Below are 16,088 nucleotides of genomic sequence, written 5' to 3'. Positions count from 1 at the left end.
CAAAAGTCAACGTACCGCCCGGTCCGCGCTCGCTGCGTCCGCTCTGCCGCGGTCCTCTGCGGTGCCGGCCTCACGCCGCTTCACAAGACGGTGACACCGGTGGTGCGGGCCTTGCCGCGTCGGGCCTGCCGCGCAAGCTATGCGGGCACGCACCAGCCTTGTCCCACGCTCCCAGAGGGTCCCGTCAGTCATGCCCATCGCCCGCCGCACCGTCCTTTCGGGCTTCGCAAGCCTCGCCGCCGCCGCGGCCATCGCGCCCGTTGCCGCCGGCGCGGCGATCACCGCCTTTCGCCCGCGCGGGCAGGGTAGCGCCGATCATGCGGCCTTCGACGCGCTGCTTGCAGCCCATGTCCGGCCCGACCCGGAGCGCTACAACCGCGTCGACTATCGCGGCCTGAAGGCCGATCTCGCCGCGCTCAGGGCCTATCTCGCCTTTCTCGAAGCGCTCGACCCGGTGGCACTCTCGCCGGACGAGGCGCATGCCTACTGGATCAATCTCTACAATGCCAGGACGCTCGAGGTCGTGGCCGATGCCTATCCGGTCACCTCGATCAGGAAGATCAATCTTGGCGGCTCGTTCCTGTTCGGCTCCGGCCCGTGGAGGGCGAAGCTCGTCACCGTGAACGGCCGCGCGCTCTCGCTCGACGACATCGAACACGAGATCGTCCGCGGGCTGTTTCGCGATCCGATGTCCCATTACGGGCTCAACTGCGCCTCCTATTCCTGCCCGAATCTCGCGGCGCGCGCCTATACCGGCGCCACTCTCGCCGCGCTGTTGCGACAGAACGCGGTCGACTATGTCAACCATCCCCGCGGTGTCGCGATCGGCTCGGCCGGCATCACGGCGTCGAAGATCTATTCCTGGTATGCCGGCGATTTCGGCGGCGCCTCGAAGCTCAAGGCCCACTGGACCGCGCTTGCCACGCCGGAAAAGGCCGCCCGGATCGCCCCGGCACCGATCGTGAATTATGCCTATGACTGGCGCATCAACGCGCTCTGAGCCGATCAAGCCGTGCTCACCAAGCCGTGAGGTTTGCGTGCGCCCGGTTCACGCCTGTTTGGTCGCGCCGGGAGCAGTTGTCATTGGCGCAGCAGGTTGCGACCCTTTAGTATAGGTTCGGATCGACCCCGGCCCGCGCCGGAGGTCGAAGCGGGACCTATCTCCAGACCCCTGAACAACCCAACCGGCCGGATGGACAGCGCCATGCCAGACACACCCGAGACAAGGCCAGCGCCCGAACGCGCCCGTGAAGGCGCCCCCGAGTGCGGAAGAAGCGCGCCGGATGCATCCGCGGCCGCCTGCTCTTCGCCCGCCTGGCGGCGTTTCCTGCCGCTGGCGGTGATCGGGGCAGGGCTTGCGGCCGGATATGCGTTCGGGCTGCACGACTATCTCACCTTGTCGGCGCTGGCCGAACAGCGCGAGGCGCTCAATGTCTTCGTCGCCGATCACCGGGTGGCGTCGATCCTGGGCTATTTCGTGATCTACACGCTCGCGGTGGCCTTCGCCTTCCCGGCGGCCTCGGTGCTGACGATCTTTGCGGGCTTCGCGTTCGGCTGGTGGATCGCCGCCATCCTCACCGTGTTTGCCGCTACCATCGGCGCGTCGGCGATCTTCCTGGCTGCGCGCTCCGCCTTCGGGGACGTGCTGCGCAAGCGCGCCGGCCCCTTTGCGGCCCGCCTCGCCGAGGGCTTCAAGAAGGACGCCTTCAGCTATCTTCTGGTGCTGCGCCTGGCGCCGGTGTTCCCGTTCCTCGTCATCAATATCGCGCCGGCCTTCTGCAATATCAGCCTGAAGACCTATGCGGCGGCCACCTTTCTCGGCATCATCCCCGGAACGCTCGCCTATTCCTGGCTGGGGCAGGGGCTCGACAGCGTTCTGGCGGCGGCGGATGTCGACGGGCGGGAGGTCGCGATCTCCGATCTGGTGACGCCGGAAATCGCGATCGCCTTGCTCGGCCTTGCAATCGTCGCCGCGATCCCCACCCTAATACGGAAATTTCGCGCGCGGGCCTAGGCCTTTGCCGGTTCCGGCCTTTCGGCAAGCCGGCCGGGCCGGCACTGGCAGCCGCTCCGCCAGGGCCCCACGCGCCGACACACGGAAAGACAGAGCCATGAGCAACCGCCTCACCCCAGACATCTGCATCATCGGTGCCGGCTCGGGCGGCCTGTCGGTCGCCGCTGCGGCCGCCGCCTTCGGGGTCGAGGTCGTGCTCGTGGAAAAGGGCAGGATGGGCGGCGATTGCCTCAATTACGGCTGCGTGCCCTCCAAGGCGCTGATCGCCGCCGGCAAGCACGCCCATGCAATTGCCGAGGCGCCCCGCTTCGGCGTAAGCGCTGGCGACGCCAAGGTCGACTTCCGCGCGGTGCATGATCATATCCAGTCCGTGATCGCCGCGATCGCGCCCAATGATTCCGCCGAGCGCTTCCGCGCCATGGGCGTGACCGTGATCGCGGCCGAGGCGCGCTTCATCGACAAGGCGACGGTGATCGCCGGCGACACCGAGATCCGCGCCCGCCGCTTCGTGGTGGCGACCGGCTCCTCGCCGCTGGTGCCGCCGATCCCCGGGCTCGACACGGTCGATTATCTCACCAACGAAACCCTGTTCGAGCGCACCCGGGCGCCCAGGCATCTCGTCATCATCGGCGGCGGCCCGATCGGCATGGAAATGGCGCAGGCCCATCGCAGGCTCGGCGCCGAGGTGACCGTGATCGAGGGCGAGCGCGCGCTTGGCAAGGAGGATCCGGAACTCGCCGCGATCGTGCGCGATGCGTTTCGCGCGGAAGGCATCGCCGTGCGCGAGGGCGCAAAGGTCACCGCCGTCGAGAAACGCGGCAAGACCGGTGTGCGCGTGAGCTACGAGACTGCCAGCGGCAGCGGAACCGTCGATGGCTCCGACCTGCTTCTCGCCGTCGGCCGCAGCGCCAATGTCGAGGGGCTCGGCCTCGACGAGGCGGGCATCAAACATGACAGGCGCGGCATCAAGGTCGGCGCCAATCTGAGAAGTTCCAACCGCCGCGTCTATGCCATCGGCGACGTTGCCGGCGGGCTGCAGTTCACCCATGTCGCGGGCTACCATGCGGGCCTCGTCGTGCAGCAGATCCTGTTCCGCCTGCCGGCGAGGGAAGACCGCAGCCTCATTCCGCGGGTGACCTATACCGCTCCCGAGCTTGCCCATGTGGGGCTCGGCGAGGAGGAGGCCGCCCGGCGCCACGGCGGGCGCATAAAGGTGCTGCGCTGGCCCTATGCGGACAATGACCGGGCCCAGGCCGAGCGCGAGACCCAAGGCCTGATCAAGCTCGTGGTCGACCGCAAGGCGCGCATCCTCGGCGTCTCCATCGTCGGCGCCGGCGCGGGCGAGATGATCAACATGTGGGCGCTCGCCATTGCCAATTCCATGACGCTCAAACAGGTGCGTGGCTATGTCCCGCCCTATCCGACCATGGGGGAAATTGGAAAACGCGCCGCAGTCTCCTATTATGCGCCCCTGGCGCGCAAGCCGCTGGTGCGCCGGATCGTCCGTTTCCTCAGGCGGCTGGGCTAGTTTGGGCGATCGGGCCGGAACGGCGCAAGGGGGCGGATCATGACCGACGACACACAGACAGTCCGGGCCGGGCAGGCAGGCCGCGGCCGCTCCAGGCCCAGGGGCATGAGCCTGTCCTCCAAGCTCCTGTGGCTCACCATCCTGTTCGTGATGATCGCCGAAGTGCTGATCTTCGTTCCGTCGGTGGCCAATACGCGGGTGCGCTGGCTTGCAGACCGTCTCAACGTCGCCGCCGCCGCGGCGGTGGTGATCGACGCGGTCAACGACATCAACCTGCCGCGCGCGATCCAGGACGATGCCCTGATGGCGACCGGCACCAAGGCGATCGTGCTGCGCAAGGACGGCGCCTCGCGGCTGATCGCCGCCGCCGACATGCCGCCGGTGGTCACCCACCAGTACGATCTCTCCGCAGTCACCCCGGTGGGCGCGATCATCGACGCCTTCGATACTTTCCTGTTCGGCGGCGACCGGGTGATCCGGGTCTATGGACCGGTGGCCGACGATCCGCGCATGCAGATCGAGCTGGTGATGGCCGATGCGCCGCTCCGGCATGCGATGCTGATCTATGGCCGCAACGTGTTCCTGCTGTCGGTGGCGATCTCGGTCATCACCGCAAGCCTGATGTTCTTCGCCATCAACCGGCTGCTGTTTCGCCCGGTGCGCCGGGTCACGGCCAACATGCAGGATTTTGCGAGGGACCCGGAAAATCCCGCCAACATCATCGTTCCCGGTCCCGCCGTCGATGAGCTGAGCGCTGCCGAGGGGCACCTGGCGGCGATGCAGACGCAGTTGCAGCAGACGCTCAAGGAACAGCGCCATCTCGCCGATCTCGGGCTCGCGGTGTCCAAGATCAACCACGACATGCGCAACATCCTGACCTCGGCGCAGTTGATGTCCGACCGCCTGGCGACGATCGATGATCCCATGGTCAAGCGCTTCGCGCCCAAGCTTCTGCGCACCATCGACCGCGCGGTGAGCTATTCCGGCGAGGTGCTGGCCTATGGCAAGGCGCGCGAGGCGCAGCCGCGCCGGCGCTTCATCAACCTGCCGACGCTCGCCCGCGAGGTGCGCGACATCGTCAGCGAGGAGACCGAACTCGACATCCAGTACGTGCTCGATGTCGACCGCGATCTCGAGGTCGAGGCCGACAGCGACCAGCTGTTCCGGGTGCTCTACAACCTGGTGCGCAACGCCGTGCAGGCCTTCGGCGCCGATGCCGATGACGATGCCCTGGTCCGGCGCATCACGCTCTCGGCGCGTCGCACCGGCACGGTGGTCGAGATCCGCATCGCCGACACCGGCCCCGGCCTGCCCGCCAAGGCCCGCGAGAACCTGTTCCAGCCGTTCCGTGGTTCGGCGCGGGCCGGCGGCACCGGCCTGGGGCTCGCCATCGCCCGCGAACTGGTGATCGCCCATGGCGGCTCGATCGCGCTCGACGAGACCGTGACGCAGGGCACTGCCTTCCGAATCGAGCTCCCGGACCAGCCGGTGCCGCTCGACACCTTCCGCGCCCGCGCCTGACCGGGCGAGCGTCGCCCCGATCCGTCGCGGCGGCGGGTGCGGTTTTCCCGCGCGACGCCGGGCCTCGCCAAAAGGATTTGCACCTCCCATGCTTTTTTCGCCAATTCCGCTTGCAATCCCCCGCCGTCCGTTTTAGGAGATCGCCTCGCAGGCGAACACAGCCTGCCCTGCGCGCCCGTAGCTCAGCTGGATAGAGCACCAGACTACGAATCTGGGGGTCAGAGGTTCGAATCCTTTCGGGCGCGCCATTTTTTCTCAGATAAATCATGTCGCTGTACGAGTATGCACGCGAATGGGCGCGTCGCCGCTTGGCTCAGGGGAGCGGCAGTATCGCTTATGCTCCCCAGATGTTCAGAGGGGCTTTGCCCGCAACCAAACAATCTGCAAATCAGGCGTCCAAATCACCTGTCTGAAAAAATTGCCGGACGCGCTTCATGAACATCCTGTAGTCCTTATTTTCCTCCGCAAGGCGGCTGCACATTCCCCATTCCAGCTCTATCCGTTCCCGAGCGGGGATGACAATCTGGCTCTCGGAGGGGGTCTTGGGGTCTAGCTTTATCAGTCCGATACCGTGCATCGCATAAAGGATACGGAGTTCCTTAAGCGTATCTGGACCTTCTATTTCCCCGGCAACCAGATAACCCATATTCGACCAGGAGCAATTCGATACGGCTTGGTAATAGGCCTCGCGCGCATTTGATCGGTTGATCAAGAGCTTCACCTCGAAGGACCAGAGACGCACACGTTTCTCTCTGCTTTCTCGCATCGCCAGAACAACCTCATTGTTCAGGCCATTGGTCAAATCCTCCATCCCAACGACATCAGGGAATAGCCATTTGTTCCCGCCTTGACCGTTCCTGTTTGAAGATTTCGTCTCATCAATCCGAAATCCCTTAACGCCCTGGTCCTCCTTCATGAACTCGATGAGCATAGGGTAAAGATCGTGTTCGCGGAGCTTCGGTGTATCTGCGAAAATCGAAATATTGTCTTCGGCCTGTTCGATCTCAGCTTCGGCTGATTTTTCAGTCCAGTAGTACAGTCTGGGCCTTTCACCTTCAGTTGTTCTGAGTTGGAAATGCCTTTTCTGCCATGTCGGCCGATTGGCACCTATTTCGGCCACGAGTTGGTTCAAGAGATCGGCTTCAGTGTGGATGGAAGCACTGGCCGTCATTTTCCCATTCGCTTCATCAGGGTAGGCCCCACAAAACCATTCGGCGATATCTCTGGCCCTAAATTTCCTCTCGGGATTTGCTGAGAGAAACTCAACGACCCTTTTTCGCAGTTCAACGGCCAATTCATGCACCCCGATTCCCAATTGGCTAATCTTTGCAGGTAACATGTGTGGGCCGCAACCATCGATTTACATCTCCGATTAGCTCTTCAAACGCGGCCAAAACTCGCTGTTGTCTGTGACCGGCTCCCCTGAATGATCCTCGGTTATCGGTTAGCCTGCACCCTGATGAAGGAGACAGGCGATGAAACACGTCGCCCTTCGCGCGCCCGGCCAGTCCGGTGGTCTCGACATCACGCAAGGTCCGCGCCCGAAGGCCGAGGCCAGCGAGGTGCTGGTCAGGGTCCATGCCGCGGGCGTCAACCGGCCCGACATCATCCAGCGCCTCGGCAACTATCCTCCGCCGCCCAGGGCGTCGGACAGTCTCGGGCTCGAGGTGGCGGGCGAGATCGCCGCACTCGGCAAAGGGGGCGAGGGCGGGTCGTTGGGCGGCCGGGTCTGCGGGCCCGTGACAGGCGGTGGCTGTGCCGACTATGTCGCGGTGCCCGTGTCTCAACTGCTGCCGGTGCCCAAGGGCATGGATTCCGTGACGGCGGCCGCCATTCCGGAAACCTATTTCACCGTCTGGACCAATGTCTTTCAGTCCGGCGCCCTGAAGGCCGGTGAAAGCCTGCTGGTCCACGGCGGCGCGTCGGGCATCGGCACCACGGCGATCACGCTCGCCCACGCGCTCGGCTCGACGGTCTGCGCCACGGTCAGCTCCGCGGAAAAGGCGCAGGGCTGCCGAGATCTCGGAGCGGTGGAGGTGGTCGATTGCAACACCGGGAATTTCGCCGACCGCCTGCTCGAGATGACCGGCGGTCGCGGCGTCGACGTGATCCTCGACATGCGGGCCGGGCCGTTCTTCGCCGACACCATGCGGCTGATCGCCACCCGGGGCCGCCTGGTCCACATCGCCTCCCTTGCCGGCCGGGAAGTCACGCTCGATATTTCGCAAATGATGCGCAAGCGGGCGATCGTGACCGGTTCGACGCTGCACGCGCTCGGTCGAGGAAAAGGGCCGGATCGCCCGGGAGCTGCTTGAACGGGTCTGGCCGTTGCTCGATGCCAAAACGATCGCACCGGAGGTCTCGTGCGTCTTTCCCTTGGCCGAAGTCGCCGCTGCGCATGACATGGTCGAATCGAACAAATTGATCGGCAAGGTGGTTCCGGATCTGTCAGCGTGAGCGGCAAATGATGTGTGCGCTGAGGCCAAACCGCACCCGGAGACAGCCATCATTTCGGTGTGCCAGACGCTTTTCGGTCTGTCTGACGGTGGCGCAACCGGAGATCAAGCCGATCGGGGCATAACGCAAGCAAGGCCGATCCGAGCGCACGCCGTTCTTGCAAGAACCTCGCCTCATCCTGCGGGTCTCGTGCCGCCGTGCGCTGCCGGTTCGCAACACCTGCGCGACCCGGCCCCAAACCGGCCTTGATCTCGATGCCTGCTGTTGTGATCCACGCCCCGCGAAGGGGCGACCGTTTGAAAATCGCTTCTTGTTGTTCTTTTGAAAGTTTCGATCCACGCTCCATGGGCGGCTCCCCCATCGTCGGCGATTTGTCGCCACAACTCAAGTTTCGATCCACGCCCCCGTGAAGGGGCGACGGTGGCGGCGGCGTGACCACGTCGGCCAGCACGCCGTTTCGATCCACGCCCCCGTGAAGGGGCGACCACATCATGGCTGCCGCCATCCGGAAAGGACCAGGTTTCGATCCACGCCCCCGTGAAGGGGCGACCACCGCCACCATTGGCCCGGTTCATGTTGTCAAAGTTTCGATCCACGCCCCCGTGAAGGGGCGACGCGCCCGGCGCTGCACGGCGGCGGCCGTGGCGCTGTTTCGATCCACGCCCCCGTGAAGGGGCGACCTCGGGGGTTATAGTCGCACTCGGCAACTTTGGTGTTTCGATCCACGCCCCCGTGAAGGGGCGACGCGGCGCATGCGCACACGCCGCAGACTGCCGGGTCGTTTCGATCCACGCCCCCGTGAAGGGGCGACCCCCGGCCGGGGAGGACGCGGCATGAGCGCACCCGTTTCGATCCACGCCCCCGTGAAGGGGCGACGCGACAATCCGCGACGTGAAATCGGCCATTGCCGGTTTCGATCCACGCCCCCGTGAAGGGGCGACGCACGGATTCCCGTCTGATCATCGCGGCTATTGGCGTTTCGATCCACGCTCCCGTGAAGGGGCGACCAGCGCCACCGGCCAGGACCATTCTCCTGCCGCGGTTTCGATCCACGCCCCCGTGAAGGGGCGACAGCCGCTTTAGCGCAATTGTGCGCGGCATTGAAAGGTTTCGATCCACGCCCCCGTGAAGGGGCGACGCCAAGCGCTACATGGGCGAGCCCGTGCCGGCGGAAGTTTCGATCCACGCCCCCGTGAAGGGGCGACCCACGGCCCCGCGTCATAATCCGCGGCACGTTCTCGTTTCGATCCACGCCCCCGTGAAGGGGCGACCGGCGCCGGAACCAGTCACTGGCGGGACCTGTGGGAGTTTCGATCCACGCCCCCGTGAAGGGGCGACCAAGGCTGCGATCCTGCTGCTCGTTTCCCACTGGTTTCGATCCACGCCCCCGTGAAGGGGCGACTCCGGGGTGTTTAACCCATTGCGCGAGCGGACGGAATGGGATCGTGGTCGCGAAGCCGGTCGCTGCGGCTCGGGAACCGCGCGGAGGGAGCCGGGACAATCCGGGAAGCTTCACGATTTCAAAGAGCTGGGTCCGGTGCGAACATGCCGGTGCTATGCGGCACGCTTCAGGTTCGCACCGCTTAATCTGATACCCTTTGGACCGTCAGACGATCAGCACGCCGCCAAGGTCGGTTGCCGGTTTGGCACCGACATGTTCGACCTTCCGCTGCCAGTTGGCGCCGAGATAGTAATAGCGCAGGCTGTCGAATTCGGGCTTGATGATGGCTTCCAGGCGGGCCTTCAGCCGCGTCCATTGCGCAGGGTCGACCTCGATCTCGAAAACGGAATACTGCACCCGCTGGCCATAGTCGCGGCAGGCCTTGGCCACCATACGCAAGCGTCGCGCGCCGTCTTGCTCGGAGGTCCGGACATCATAGGTGACGAGCACGAGCATGGCGGGATCCTACTTCCAGAGCCAGGGCGGGTAGGCGTCGAGATCGCCGCGCAGATGCCGCGCCAGCATCTGTGCCTGGAGATGGGGCACCAGTCCGAGCGGCGCCTTCTCCCCGAGGAACGGATGGAGCCGCTCCTCCTTCTTGCGCTCCTGCCAGGCGGAAAGCACGGTCTTGCGCGCGTCGTCGCTCATCATCACCGCGCCGCCGTCTCGCGTCTCGAAATCCCCGGCGCGCAACTGCCGCCGGTTGAGCAGTGCCAAGGCAAGCCGGTCGGCCAGCACCGGGCGCAGTTCTTCCATCAGGTCGAGGGCGAGGGACGGTCGCCCGGGCCGGTCGCGATGCAGGAAGCCCACGGCGGGATCAAGCCCCACGCTTTCGCAGGCGGAACGGCAATCATGGGTCAAAAGGGTGTAGAGAAAGGACAGAAGCGCGTTGACCGGATCGAGCGGCGGGCGGCGGGAGCGGCCGGTCCAGCGCAATTCGGGATCGGGCGCGCGGATCAGATGATCGAACACCGAAAAGTAGAGATTGGCGGCCTCGCCCTCGGAGCCGCGCAACTGCTCCAGCGTGTCGTCGGCCCGCTCCGCCCGGCGAACGATGCGCGCCAGCCGGTCGGTGACCGCGGCAATCGCCTCGCTGTCGGCCGCCGCACAGCTGTCGCCATGGTCGCGCAGGGCGCGCATCAGCACCGCGCGCTGGTTCATCACCTTGCCGATGACGATCGACCGGACGATCTCGACCGGCGCATCCGAGGCCTTGTACTGGGCCCTCCGCAGAAGCACGTTGCCGGTCACCGGCCCTTCGATCCGGGCCTGGAAGCGGCCGTTGCGGTCAAGCAGCACGAGGGTGATGCCCGCCGCGGCTGCGGCTGCGATCAGGGCAGGCGAGACGTAAATGCCGCCGAAAACGACGATCGAGGCCAGCATGTGCAACGGGACGCGCGCGCGCTCGGTGCCCTCCACTTCGGCCACCAGGTTTTCGCCGTCCTTGCGCAGCGAGGCGCCCTCGGTGGTGATGTAGACGGTGTTGAGCAGCTTCTTCACGACGGCGTCTCCTCGGCGAGCAACTGCTCCACTCTGCGGTTGCGCCATGCCGTCGCCGGACGCGCCACTGTGTCCGGGCGGCAGAGCTCGCGCAGTGAACAGGCGCGGCACCGCTCCCGCCTGGCGGTCGGGGGTGGTGTCCGGCTGCTCGCGAACAGCTCGGCAAGCGCCTGGGCCGTGTCCTCGGTGAGCGCGCGCAGCGCCGGATCGAAGGGAACGGCAACGCGGCGTTTGGTTTCGGCGTAGTAGAGCGCGCCTTCGGGCACGGGCCGGCCGGTCATCTCTTCGAGGCAGAGGGCCTGTGCGCAGAGCTGCACCTCGTCGGCGCGGTGCAGCTTCGGCTTGCCGCGCTTGTATTCGACCGGGTAGGGCGTTTCTCCATCAGCGGTCGGGTGAAACTCCACCATGTCGGCAACGCCGGCGATATGAAGGCGGCGGCAGGCCACCGGCAGGGCCATGACGCGGCGCAGGCCGCGCGCCTTGCGGCTGCCGCCCTTGTCGGCCACGGCATGCAGCACCTGGCCTTCCGCGGTGAACCGGTTTTCCGCCCAGACCCGCTCGAGATGGATCAGCGCCGCCTGGCGCAGGCAGTAGACCGCGTGCTGCAGGGCAGACAGCGGGATCGGCTCGTCGCCGTCCTGCGTCGCCCCGTCAGCATGCGCGGCCATGGCTCACAGCTTCTCGATGATCTCGATGCCGGCGGGCAGGTTGTCGCGGTCGATCTCGATCCTGTAGTCGGAGAATTTGCGGGCCGGCGGCGCATTGCCGATGCCCCTGTCGTCGATCGCGCGGAATTCGCCATCGATCGCCCGGCCGATCCTCACCCGCTCGAACAGCGTGTGCGCCGGGGCGTTGCCGAGCGGATTGTCGTGCCGGAACACGATCAGCTTGCGGCTGGCCATTTCTCCGCGGGCGGCCGAGCGGTCGTGCTCGAACATGGTGGCGAGTGCCTCGAACAGCAGCTCGAGGTCGGCTTCGGAAAAGCCGGTCTGCGCGGCGAACTTGGCGGAAATGAAGCCGTGCGCGACGTAGAGGCCGTAGGGCACGATGTGCTTGCGCCCCATGGTGCGGTTGTCGGTGCGGTCGCTCGAATCGTCGCCCTCGGCCTTCTGCTTCTTCTCCGCCTCGTTGGTCGCGGCCATGCGCGTGATCGAGATTTCGAGCGGCATGATCGGCTCGACCGAGGTGGCAAAGCTCATCTGCACCGGTCCCTTGACCTGGCCGCAATTGATTCCGGTCGACATCACCGCGCCAAAGGTGCGCACGTCGAAGAAGTTCGCGCACATGAAAGCCTTGAGATCGTGCGCCTCGGCATCGTCCCTGGGATTGAGCTTGGGGGCCTTGTCCAGCTTGGCGTCGTCCGGATGCAGGGCCTTGTAGGCCTGGCGGTGCTTCTCGTTGAGGATCGCGCCTTCCTCGACATAGATGTGATAGCCATCCTGGCCATGGCGGGCGAGATCGACATAATTGCGGATCTTGCGCTTGAGCGAGACGTCGGTGACCAGGCCCTTGTTGGTCTCCGGGTCGAGGCGCGGCAGGTTTCCCGCATCCGGGTCGCCGTTGGGATTGCCGTTGGTCACCTCGAAGATCAGGGCGAAATCATAGCGGTTGGCGATCGTGGTCATTGGTCTGTCTCCCCGGTGCTGGCGGGCTCTGCCGCCTTCTTGAAGAACTCGTTGCGCTGGTGGTAGTAGCCCAGGCCGAACAGGGCCTGGTCCTCGGCGGGAAGCGATGCGGGAAACGGGTCGTCGCCGGGCGTCATTTTCTCCATGATGGCGCCGATCAGCTTTTCCAGGTTCACTTTTCGCCCGGGCGATTGCTTGCCGACCTTGGAGAGGTGGTTGGCCGATCCGCTTTCCAGCAGCGCGAACACCTTTCGCGGCTGGGCCGATGCCGATCCGTAGTATTTGTCCTTGATCGTCGAATTCACCCTGGAGCCCAAGGCGGCCGTCTGCGCCTGCTCATAGGCCGCAAACAGCCGCCCGAGCAGATAGCCTCTGTTTGTGTTGTCCGGGTCGAACGCCACGGGAGCCTCCTTGTCAAAGTTTCGGTTGAGCAGTGCTTTGAGAATGCCGACCCGCAAGGCATTCACCTCGCCGTCGGCGCGGATGCGCATGAGGACGCCCGAGAGCAGCGTCAGCGGGTAGCGGGTTCCGGCCAGGATCGCCCGCATCCATTCGCCGGCCAGATTGGGCGGCACGTTCTCGCGTTTTCCGAGAACCGCGAGTTCCGAGAGATATCTCCAGAGCGGCGGATAGGGATCGCGCGGCGGCGGAGGTTCGATGCGCATGTCCTCGACGAAAGCCTGGTAGTTCCGGGTCAGGGCGCCAAAATCATTTTCGAAATAAAAGCGGATCGAGAGCCGGGCGGCATTGGGCGCAAGGCCAAGCACGTAGAAGCGCACAGTGTCGGCGAGATCGGGCTCGATGGCACGCAGCTGTTCGCCCCTGCGAATGCGCTCGAGCTGAATGCCGATGGCTTTCGTCGCGTCCTCTTCCACGGCTTTCGGATCGAAATAGGAAGCAAACAGGCTTTCGGCTTCGGCTGCCGTGGCTGTGTTCGCGGCTTCGGCCCAGAACACGGTGGAGGCATCTCCGATCTGGATCCTGTGGCCGCTCTCGTGCTCGAGAAAGCGGTTGAGCGCAGTGGTGTAGGCGAAGGCTGCCGCCTCGGAGACCGGCGCATTGTCGCCCTGGTCGTGTCCATAGGAGGTGAAGGCGTCGAGATTGAACGAGACCAGCGCCGCGCCCGAAGACTGCGCGTCCCGGACGCCCTTGATCGAGGGGTGAAGTCGCGCCACAGGTCCCTGCTCGCCCGTCACCAGGCAGGCCTGCGCCGCGCCGTTGCCCTCGGCGATGAGGCGCGTCCACAAGGCTCTGGCAGCGGCCCGGTCATGCAGCCGGATGTGGTTCTGCCGGTCGCTTTCCAGCGCGAAGACCACGTTCTGGTCCTTGAGATCGTCGTCCCAGAGCGGAGGGACGAATTGATCCGGCGTCCATTTTTCGAGGAAGCGGCGCAGCGCCAGCAGGCCGGGGTCGGTCTCCGCTTCCAGAAGGCCGAGATGGCGGTCGACAAAGGCGGCATGTTCCTCCGCGGTCCGCTTGCCCTCGCCGGCGGTCACGCCGAGCACATAGGAGGTCTTGTCCCAGAGCGTGTTCGGTGCGATCCCTGCTGTGCGTTTGACCGGCTGCGGCACCAGCATCGGCCGAGGCCGCTTCTTCCGGCCTTCGCCGTCGCGCCAGTCGGAGACATTGGCGACGCTTCCGTCTTCGTTCAAGCCGATGATCACGCCGATCTTTTCAGAAGAGAATCCAAACGGCGGGGCATCGGGCAACCGCTCATAAGCCTTCGCCAGAGACGCAAGAATACTCATCGGCGGATCTCCGGCGAGCCGGGCGGGGGGACGCGGACGACGCCGTTGTCGAGCGTTGCCCGGAAGAACAGCGACGGTCGGCTCTCTGCCTGGTGGTCGATGTCCCACAGCATGAAGCCGAGGTCGCGCGGCGCGCCAAACCCGAGATCCGCGGATTTCTCCTCGGGCTCAGGGGGTGTTGCGTCCGGCGGCACGGGCTCGAAATGGGCGGCGAACTCCCGGGTGCCGAGGCAGGGCTGGTGGAAGCACTGGCCGCGGGCGGCCCGGCGGTTGAAGATGTCGAGATGCTTGCCTTCGGTGTCGTCCGGTCCGGCCTTGTCGGTGAGCTCGAAATGCGCCGCGATCATATAGGCGGGCCTGACCAGAACCGTGGCCGCGCGTTGCTGCCGGTCCTCGTCGACGCGCAGTTGCAGGCCGCCCAGGTCGCCACGCTTCATGGCGCTCCTGATCTTGCCGGCCGGGGCCTTGTGCCCGACCTCGTTGCGGCGGATCGACTGGAAACGGACCGGCTCGAGCACATGGATTTCATCGATCACCCAGCGGATCGCCGGCTTCCAGTGGATCGCTTCCAGGATGCCGCGCGCCGCCGAGGGCGTCATCACGTCATAGGAGACGCGCTCCACCTTCATCTCCGGGCGGGTGAAACAGGCGTGGGCGCCCCAGACTTTCAGCCGAATTCCGTAGGTCATAACACACCATTCATCTCATCAGTCCTTCTGTCTACACGAAGTGAATTTCAATTCATATATCTTGTATCCGGCTCGAATCATGCGTATAAGATAGCGTCACCTAATTTGAGGAACGCACGATGAGACGGCGAAGGTATGCACTTCGTATCAGGGTAGGACCCTTGAAGATCGAGGTTGAGCTCGATCTGGAGCCTATATAGTTGTTGCGTGATTCCCTCTTTGGGTGTGGATAGAAACTGTCTTCACGATGGGGTTTTTCCAATTCAGCCCAGGCGGCGGAGCCAGCGCTCCGCCGCCCATTCTTCAGACGATCGAATTTTCCGTCGCCACATAATCCGCATCCTCCCACAGCAGCCCAACATCGGGGTGATACAGGCTCTCCGTTTTCAGCACCGCGAACTGGTCGCCACGCAGATCCGGCCGGACAAAACTGACATGGCCGTTGCGCACCAGGGCGGTCCGTGCATTGGGGGGCGTTTGCACGATATAGGATTGCAACTTCCGGGCGAGTCTTCCAGAGGGAATGTGTTCAATCCCCAATTCGTCCACAGCCCGCTTGGCCTTGTCGTCGGTGGCGACGATGACCGGCACCATGGCGCTGTCGATCATGCGGAAGTCCTCGGCCACCGACCGGAAGGCGAAATCGGTTTCCATCTGGCCGCCGAAGCGGCCGAACCGGAAGCGCGGCAGGATCGCCTTGGAGCTTTCCTTGCCATCGAGCCGGTCTCCCATCCGCCAGTAGACCTCGCCGAAATAGGCCTCGATGGCCTCGATCGACAGCAGGTCGTCATGGCTGTCGATCATCCGCTTCATGTCGCCGATCAGTCCGGCAATCTCGGCGGGCGGCTTGTGGTCCGGCGCCTGGAACACCGTGACGATACTGTCCTCGAGCGGCCGCTTTCCCTCACGGTTGCAGCGCCCGGCCGCCTGGATGATCTGGTCGAGCCCGGCTTCGGCGCGCCAGACCCTGGGAAAATCCACATCCACGCCGGCTTCGATCAGGCTGGTGGCGATCACGCGGCAGGGCGCGCCTTTGCGCAGCCGCTCGCGGATATCGGCAAGGATCAGCCGGCGATGCGCCGCATGTTGCCGCGTGGTCAGGTGCACGAGGCCGGGAAGGCCCGCGGCTCCGGCCGCGCGGAAAAGCTCGAGGGCATGCTTGCGGCTGTTGACGATCACCAGTGCCTGGGGTTCGGTCCGCAGGGCCGCAACCAGTGCCTCGTCGTCCATCGGGCCGGAATGGACAAGGCGCGTGCGGCGCAGGCTGCTTGCGAGTGCATGCGGATCGGGCGCCAGCTCGCGGCCGTCCAGCGGCAACCCGCCTTTCAGCTTGCGTTGGTCCAGCGCCGGCTGGGTGGCCGTGCACAGCACGATGCTGCAGCCATAATTGAGGGCAAGCTCGTCGAGCATGCTCATGCAGGGCCTGAGCAGATGCCGCGGGATGGTCTGCGCCTCGTCGAGGATGATGACGCTGCCGGCGATATTGTGCAGTTTGCGCGCCCGCGAGGTCCGCGCCGCGAACAGGCTCTCGAACACTTGCACATTGGTGGTCACGACCACCGGCG

The 16,088-nt window shown here is 65.1% G+C and carries 14 protein-coding genes, 1 tRNA gene and 1 CRISPR repeat array; of the genes, 7 read left to right on the top strand and 8 right to left on the bottom strand.

Annotated features, from left to right (window positions below; genetic code table 11):
- The first annotated feature begins 190 nt into the window (after positions 1–190).
- From AWJ14_RS06945 to AWJ14_RS06925, 5 genes are all read left to right on the top strand, one after another.
- Complete coding sequence (locus AWJ14_RS06945) at positions 191–1,000, top strand: DUF547 domain-containing protein (protein ID WP_066176734.1); 810 nt, start codon at positions 191–193, stop codon at positions 998–1,000.
- Between the two features lie 204 nt (positions 1,001–1,204).
- Positions 1,205–2,014, top strand: a complete 810-nt coding sequence (locus AWJ14_RS06940; RefSeq protein WP_139112558.1) for a TVP38/TMEM64 family protein — start codon at positions 1,205–1,207, stop codon at positions 2,012–2,014.
- 97 nt (positions 2,015–2,111) lie between these two features.
- Entirely contained in the window at positions 2,112–3,542 is a 1,431-nt protein-coding gene (locus tag AWJ14_RS06935) for a dihydrolipoyl dehydrogenase family protein (RefSeq protein WP_066176730.1), read from the top strand.
- Between the two features lie 39 nt (positions 3,543–3,581).
- Entirely contained in the window at positions 3,582–5,063 is a 1,482-nt protein-coding gene (locus AWJ14_RS06930) for a sensor histidine kinase (RefSeq protein WP_066176728.1), read from the top strand.
- A 171-nt stretch (positions 5,064–5,234) separates the two neighbouring features.
- Positions 5,235–5,311, top strand: a tRNA-Arg gene (locus AWJ14_RS06925).
- 140 nt (positions 5,312–5,451) lie between these two features.
- Here the strand turns inward: AWJ14_RS06925 and AWJ14_RS06920 are convergent.
- Positions 5,452–6,402 carry a COG2958 family protein gene (locus tag AWJ14_RS06920; protein ID WP_245304158.1) on the bottom strand — a complete coding sequence of 317 codons (951 nt, stop codon included), beginning with the start codon at positions 6,400–6,402 and terminating at the stop codon, positions 5,452–5,454.
- A 136-nt stretch (positions 6,403–6,538) separates the two neighbouring features.
- Between AWJ14_RS06920 and AWJ14_RS06915 the strand changes: the two genes are divergently transcribed.
- Both AWJ14_RS06915 and AWJ14_RS22970 read left to right on the top strand, forming a co-directional pair.
- Entirely contained in the window at positions 6,539–7,378 is an 840-nt protein-coding gene (locus AWJ14_RS06915; RefSeq protein WP_280949304.1) for an NAD(P)H-quinone oxidoreductase, read from the top strand.
- A 13-nt stretch (positions 7,379–7,391) separates the two neighbouring features.
- The gene (locus AWJ14_RS22970) at positions 7,392–7,520 is read left to right on the top strand and encodes a zinc-binding dehydrogenase (protein ID WP_280949303.1); all 129 of its coding nucleotides are present in this window, start codon (positions 7,392–7,394) and stop codon (positions 7,518–7,520) included.
- Between the two features lie 388 nt (positions 7,521–7,908).
- A CRISPR array of direct repeats spans positions 7,909–8,922; the repeat unit is 31 nt; unit sequence GTTTCGATCCACGCCCCCGTGAAGGGGCGAC.
- A 204-nt stretch (positions 8,923–9,126) separates the two neighbouring features.
- Here the strand turns inward: AWJ14_RS22970 and cas2 are convergent.
- From cas2 to AWJ14_RS23090, 7 genes are all read right to left on the bottom strand, one after another.
- Entirely contained in the window at positions 9,127–9,417 is a 291-nt protein-coding gene (gene cas2, locus AWJ14_RS06910; RefSeq protein WP_066176726.1) for a CRISPR-associated endonuclease Cas2, read from the bottom strand.
- 9 nt (positions 9,418–9,426) lie between these two features.
- Positions 9,427–10,461, bottom strand: a complete 1,035-nt coding sequence (gene cas1c, locus AWJ14_RS06905; protein WP_066176725.1) for a type I-C CRISPR-associated endonuclease Cas1c — start codon at positions 10,459–10,461, stop codon at positions 9,427–9,429.
- On the bottom strand, positions 10,458–11,129 hold the full coding sequence (gene cas4, locus AWJ14_RS06900) for a CRISPR-associated protein Cas4 (RefSeq protein ID WP_066176724.1): 672 nt from the start codon (positions 11,127–11,129) through the stop codon (positions 10,458–10,460). Before cas4 ends, cas1c begins: the two co-directional genes overlap by 4 nt.
- A gap of 3 nt (positions 11,130–11,132) precedes the next feature.
- On the bottom strand, positions 11,133–12,086 hold the full coding sequence (gene cas7c / locus AWJ14_RS06895; protein WP_066176722.1) for a type I-C CRISPR-associated protein Cas7/Csd2: 954 nt from the start codon (positions 12,084–12,086) through the stop codon (positions 11,133–11,135).
- Positions 12,083–13,834 (bottom strand): type I-C CRISPR-associated protein Cas8c/Csd1, encoded by a 1,752-nt coding sequence (cas8c, locus tag AWJ14_RS06890; RefSeq protein ID WP_066176720.1) that lies wholly within the window; start codon positions 13,832–13,834, stop codon positions 12,083–12,085. Before cas8c ends, cas7c begins: the two co-directional genes overlap by 4 nt.
- Positions 13,831–14,523, bottom strand: coding sequence for a type I-C CRISPR-associated protein Cas5c (gene cas5c, locus AWJ14_RS06885; protein WP_066176718.1), 693 nt, complete (start codon positions 14,521–14,523; stop codon positions 13,831–13,833). Before cas5c ends, cas8c begins: the two co-directional genes overlap by 4 nt.
- Before the next feature lie 303 nt (positions 14,524–14,826).
- Positions 14,827–15,753 (bottom strand): hypothetical protein, encoded by a 927-nt coding sequence (locus AWJ14_RS23090; RefSeq protein ID WP_425349615.1) that lies wholly within the window; start codon positions 15,751–15,753, stop codon positions 14,827–14,829.
- Positions 15,754–16,088: the final 335 nt, after the last annotated feature.

Source organism: Parahoeflea olei, from assembly GCF_001703635.1.
Lineage (GTDB): Bacteria > Pseudomonadota > Alphaproteobacteria > Rhizobiales > Rhizobiaceae > Hoeflea > Hoeflea olei.
This window is presented reverse-complemented; position numbering and strand designations above follow the sequence as displayed.

Coding starts and splice junctions, on each gene's coding strand:
- cas5c (WP_066176718.1), bottom strand. CDS start 14,523: ATGACCTACGGAATTCGGCTGAAAGTCTGGGGCGCCCACGCCTGTTTC.
- AWJ14_RS06930 (WP_066176728.1), top strand. CDS start 3,582: ATGACCGACGACACACAGACAGTCCGGGCCGGGCAGGCAGGCCGCGGC.
- AWJ14_RS23090 (WP_425349615.1), bottom strand. CDS start 15,753: ATGGACGACGAGGCACTGGTTGCGGCCCTGCGGACCGAACCCCAGGCA.
- cas4 (WP_066176724.1), bottom strand. CDS start 11,129: ATGGCCGCGCATGCTGACGGGGCGACGCAGGACGGCGACGAGCCGATC.
- AWJ14_RS06935 (WP_066176730.1), top strand. CDS start 2,112: ATGAGCAACCGCCTCACCCCAGACATCTGCATCATCGGTGCCGGCTCG.
- cas8c (WP_066176720.1), bottom strand. CDS start 13,834: ATGAGTATTCTTGCGTCTCTGGCGAAGGCTTATGAGCGGTTGCCCGAT.
- cas7c (WP_066176722.1), bottom strand. CDS start 12,086: ATGACCACGATCGCCAACCGCTATGATTTCGCCCTGATCTTCGAGGTG.
- cas2 (WP_066176726.1), bottom strand. CDS start 9,417: ATGCTCGTGCTCGTCACCTATGATGTCCGGACCTCCGAGCAAGACGGC.
- AWJ14_RS06940 (WP_139112558.1), top strand. CDS start 1,205: ATGCCAGACACACCCGAGACAAGGCCAGCGCCCGAACGCGCCCGTGAA.
- AWJ14_RS06920 (WP_245304158.1), bottom strand. CDS start 6,402: ATGTTACCTGCAAAGATTAGCCAATTGGGAATCGGGGTGCATGAATTG.
- AWJ14_RS06945 (WP_066176734.1), top strand. CDS start 191: ATGCCCATCGCCCGCCGCACCGTCCTTTCGGGCTTCGCAAGCCTCGCC.
- AWJ14_RS06915 (WP_280949304.1), top strand. CDS start 6,539: ATGAAACACGTCGCCCTTCGCGCGCCCGGCCAGTCCGGTGGTCTCGAC.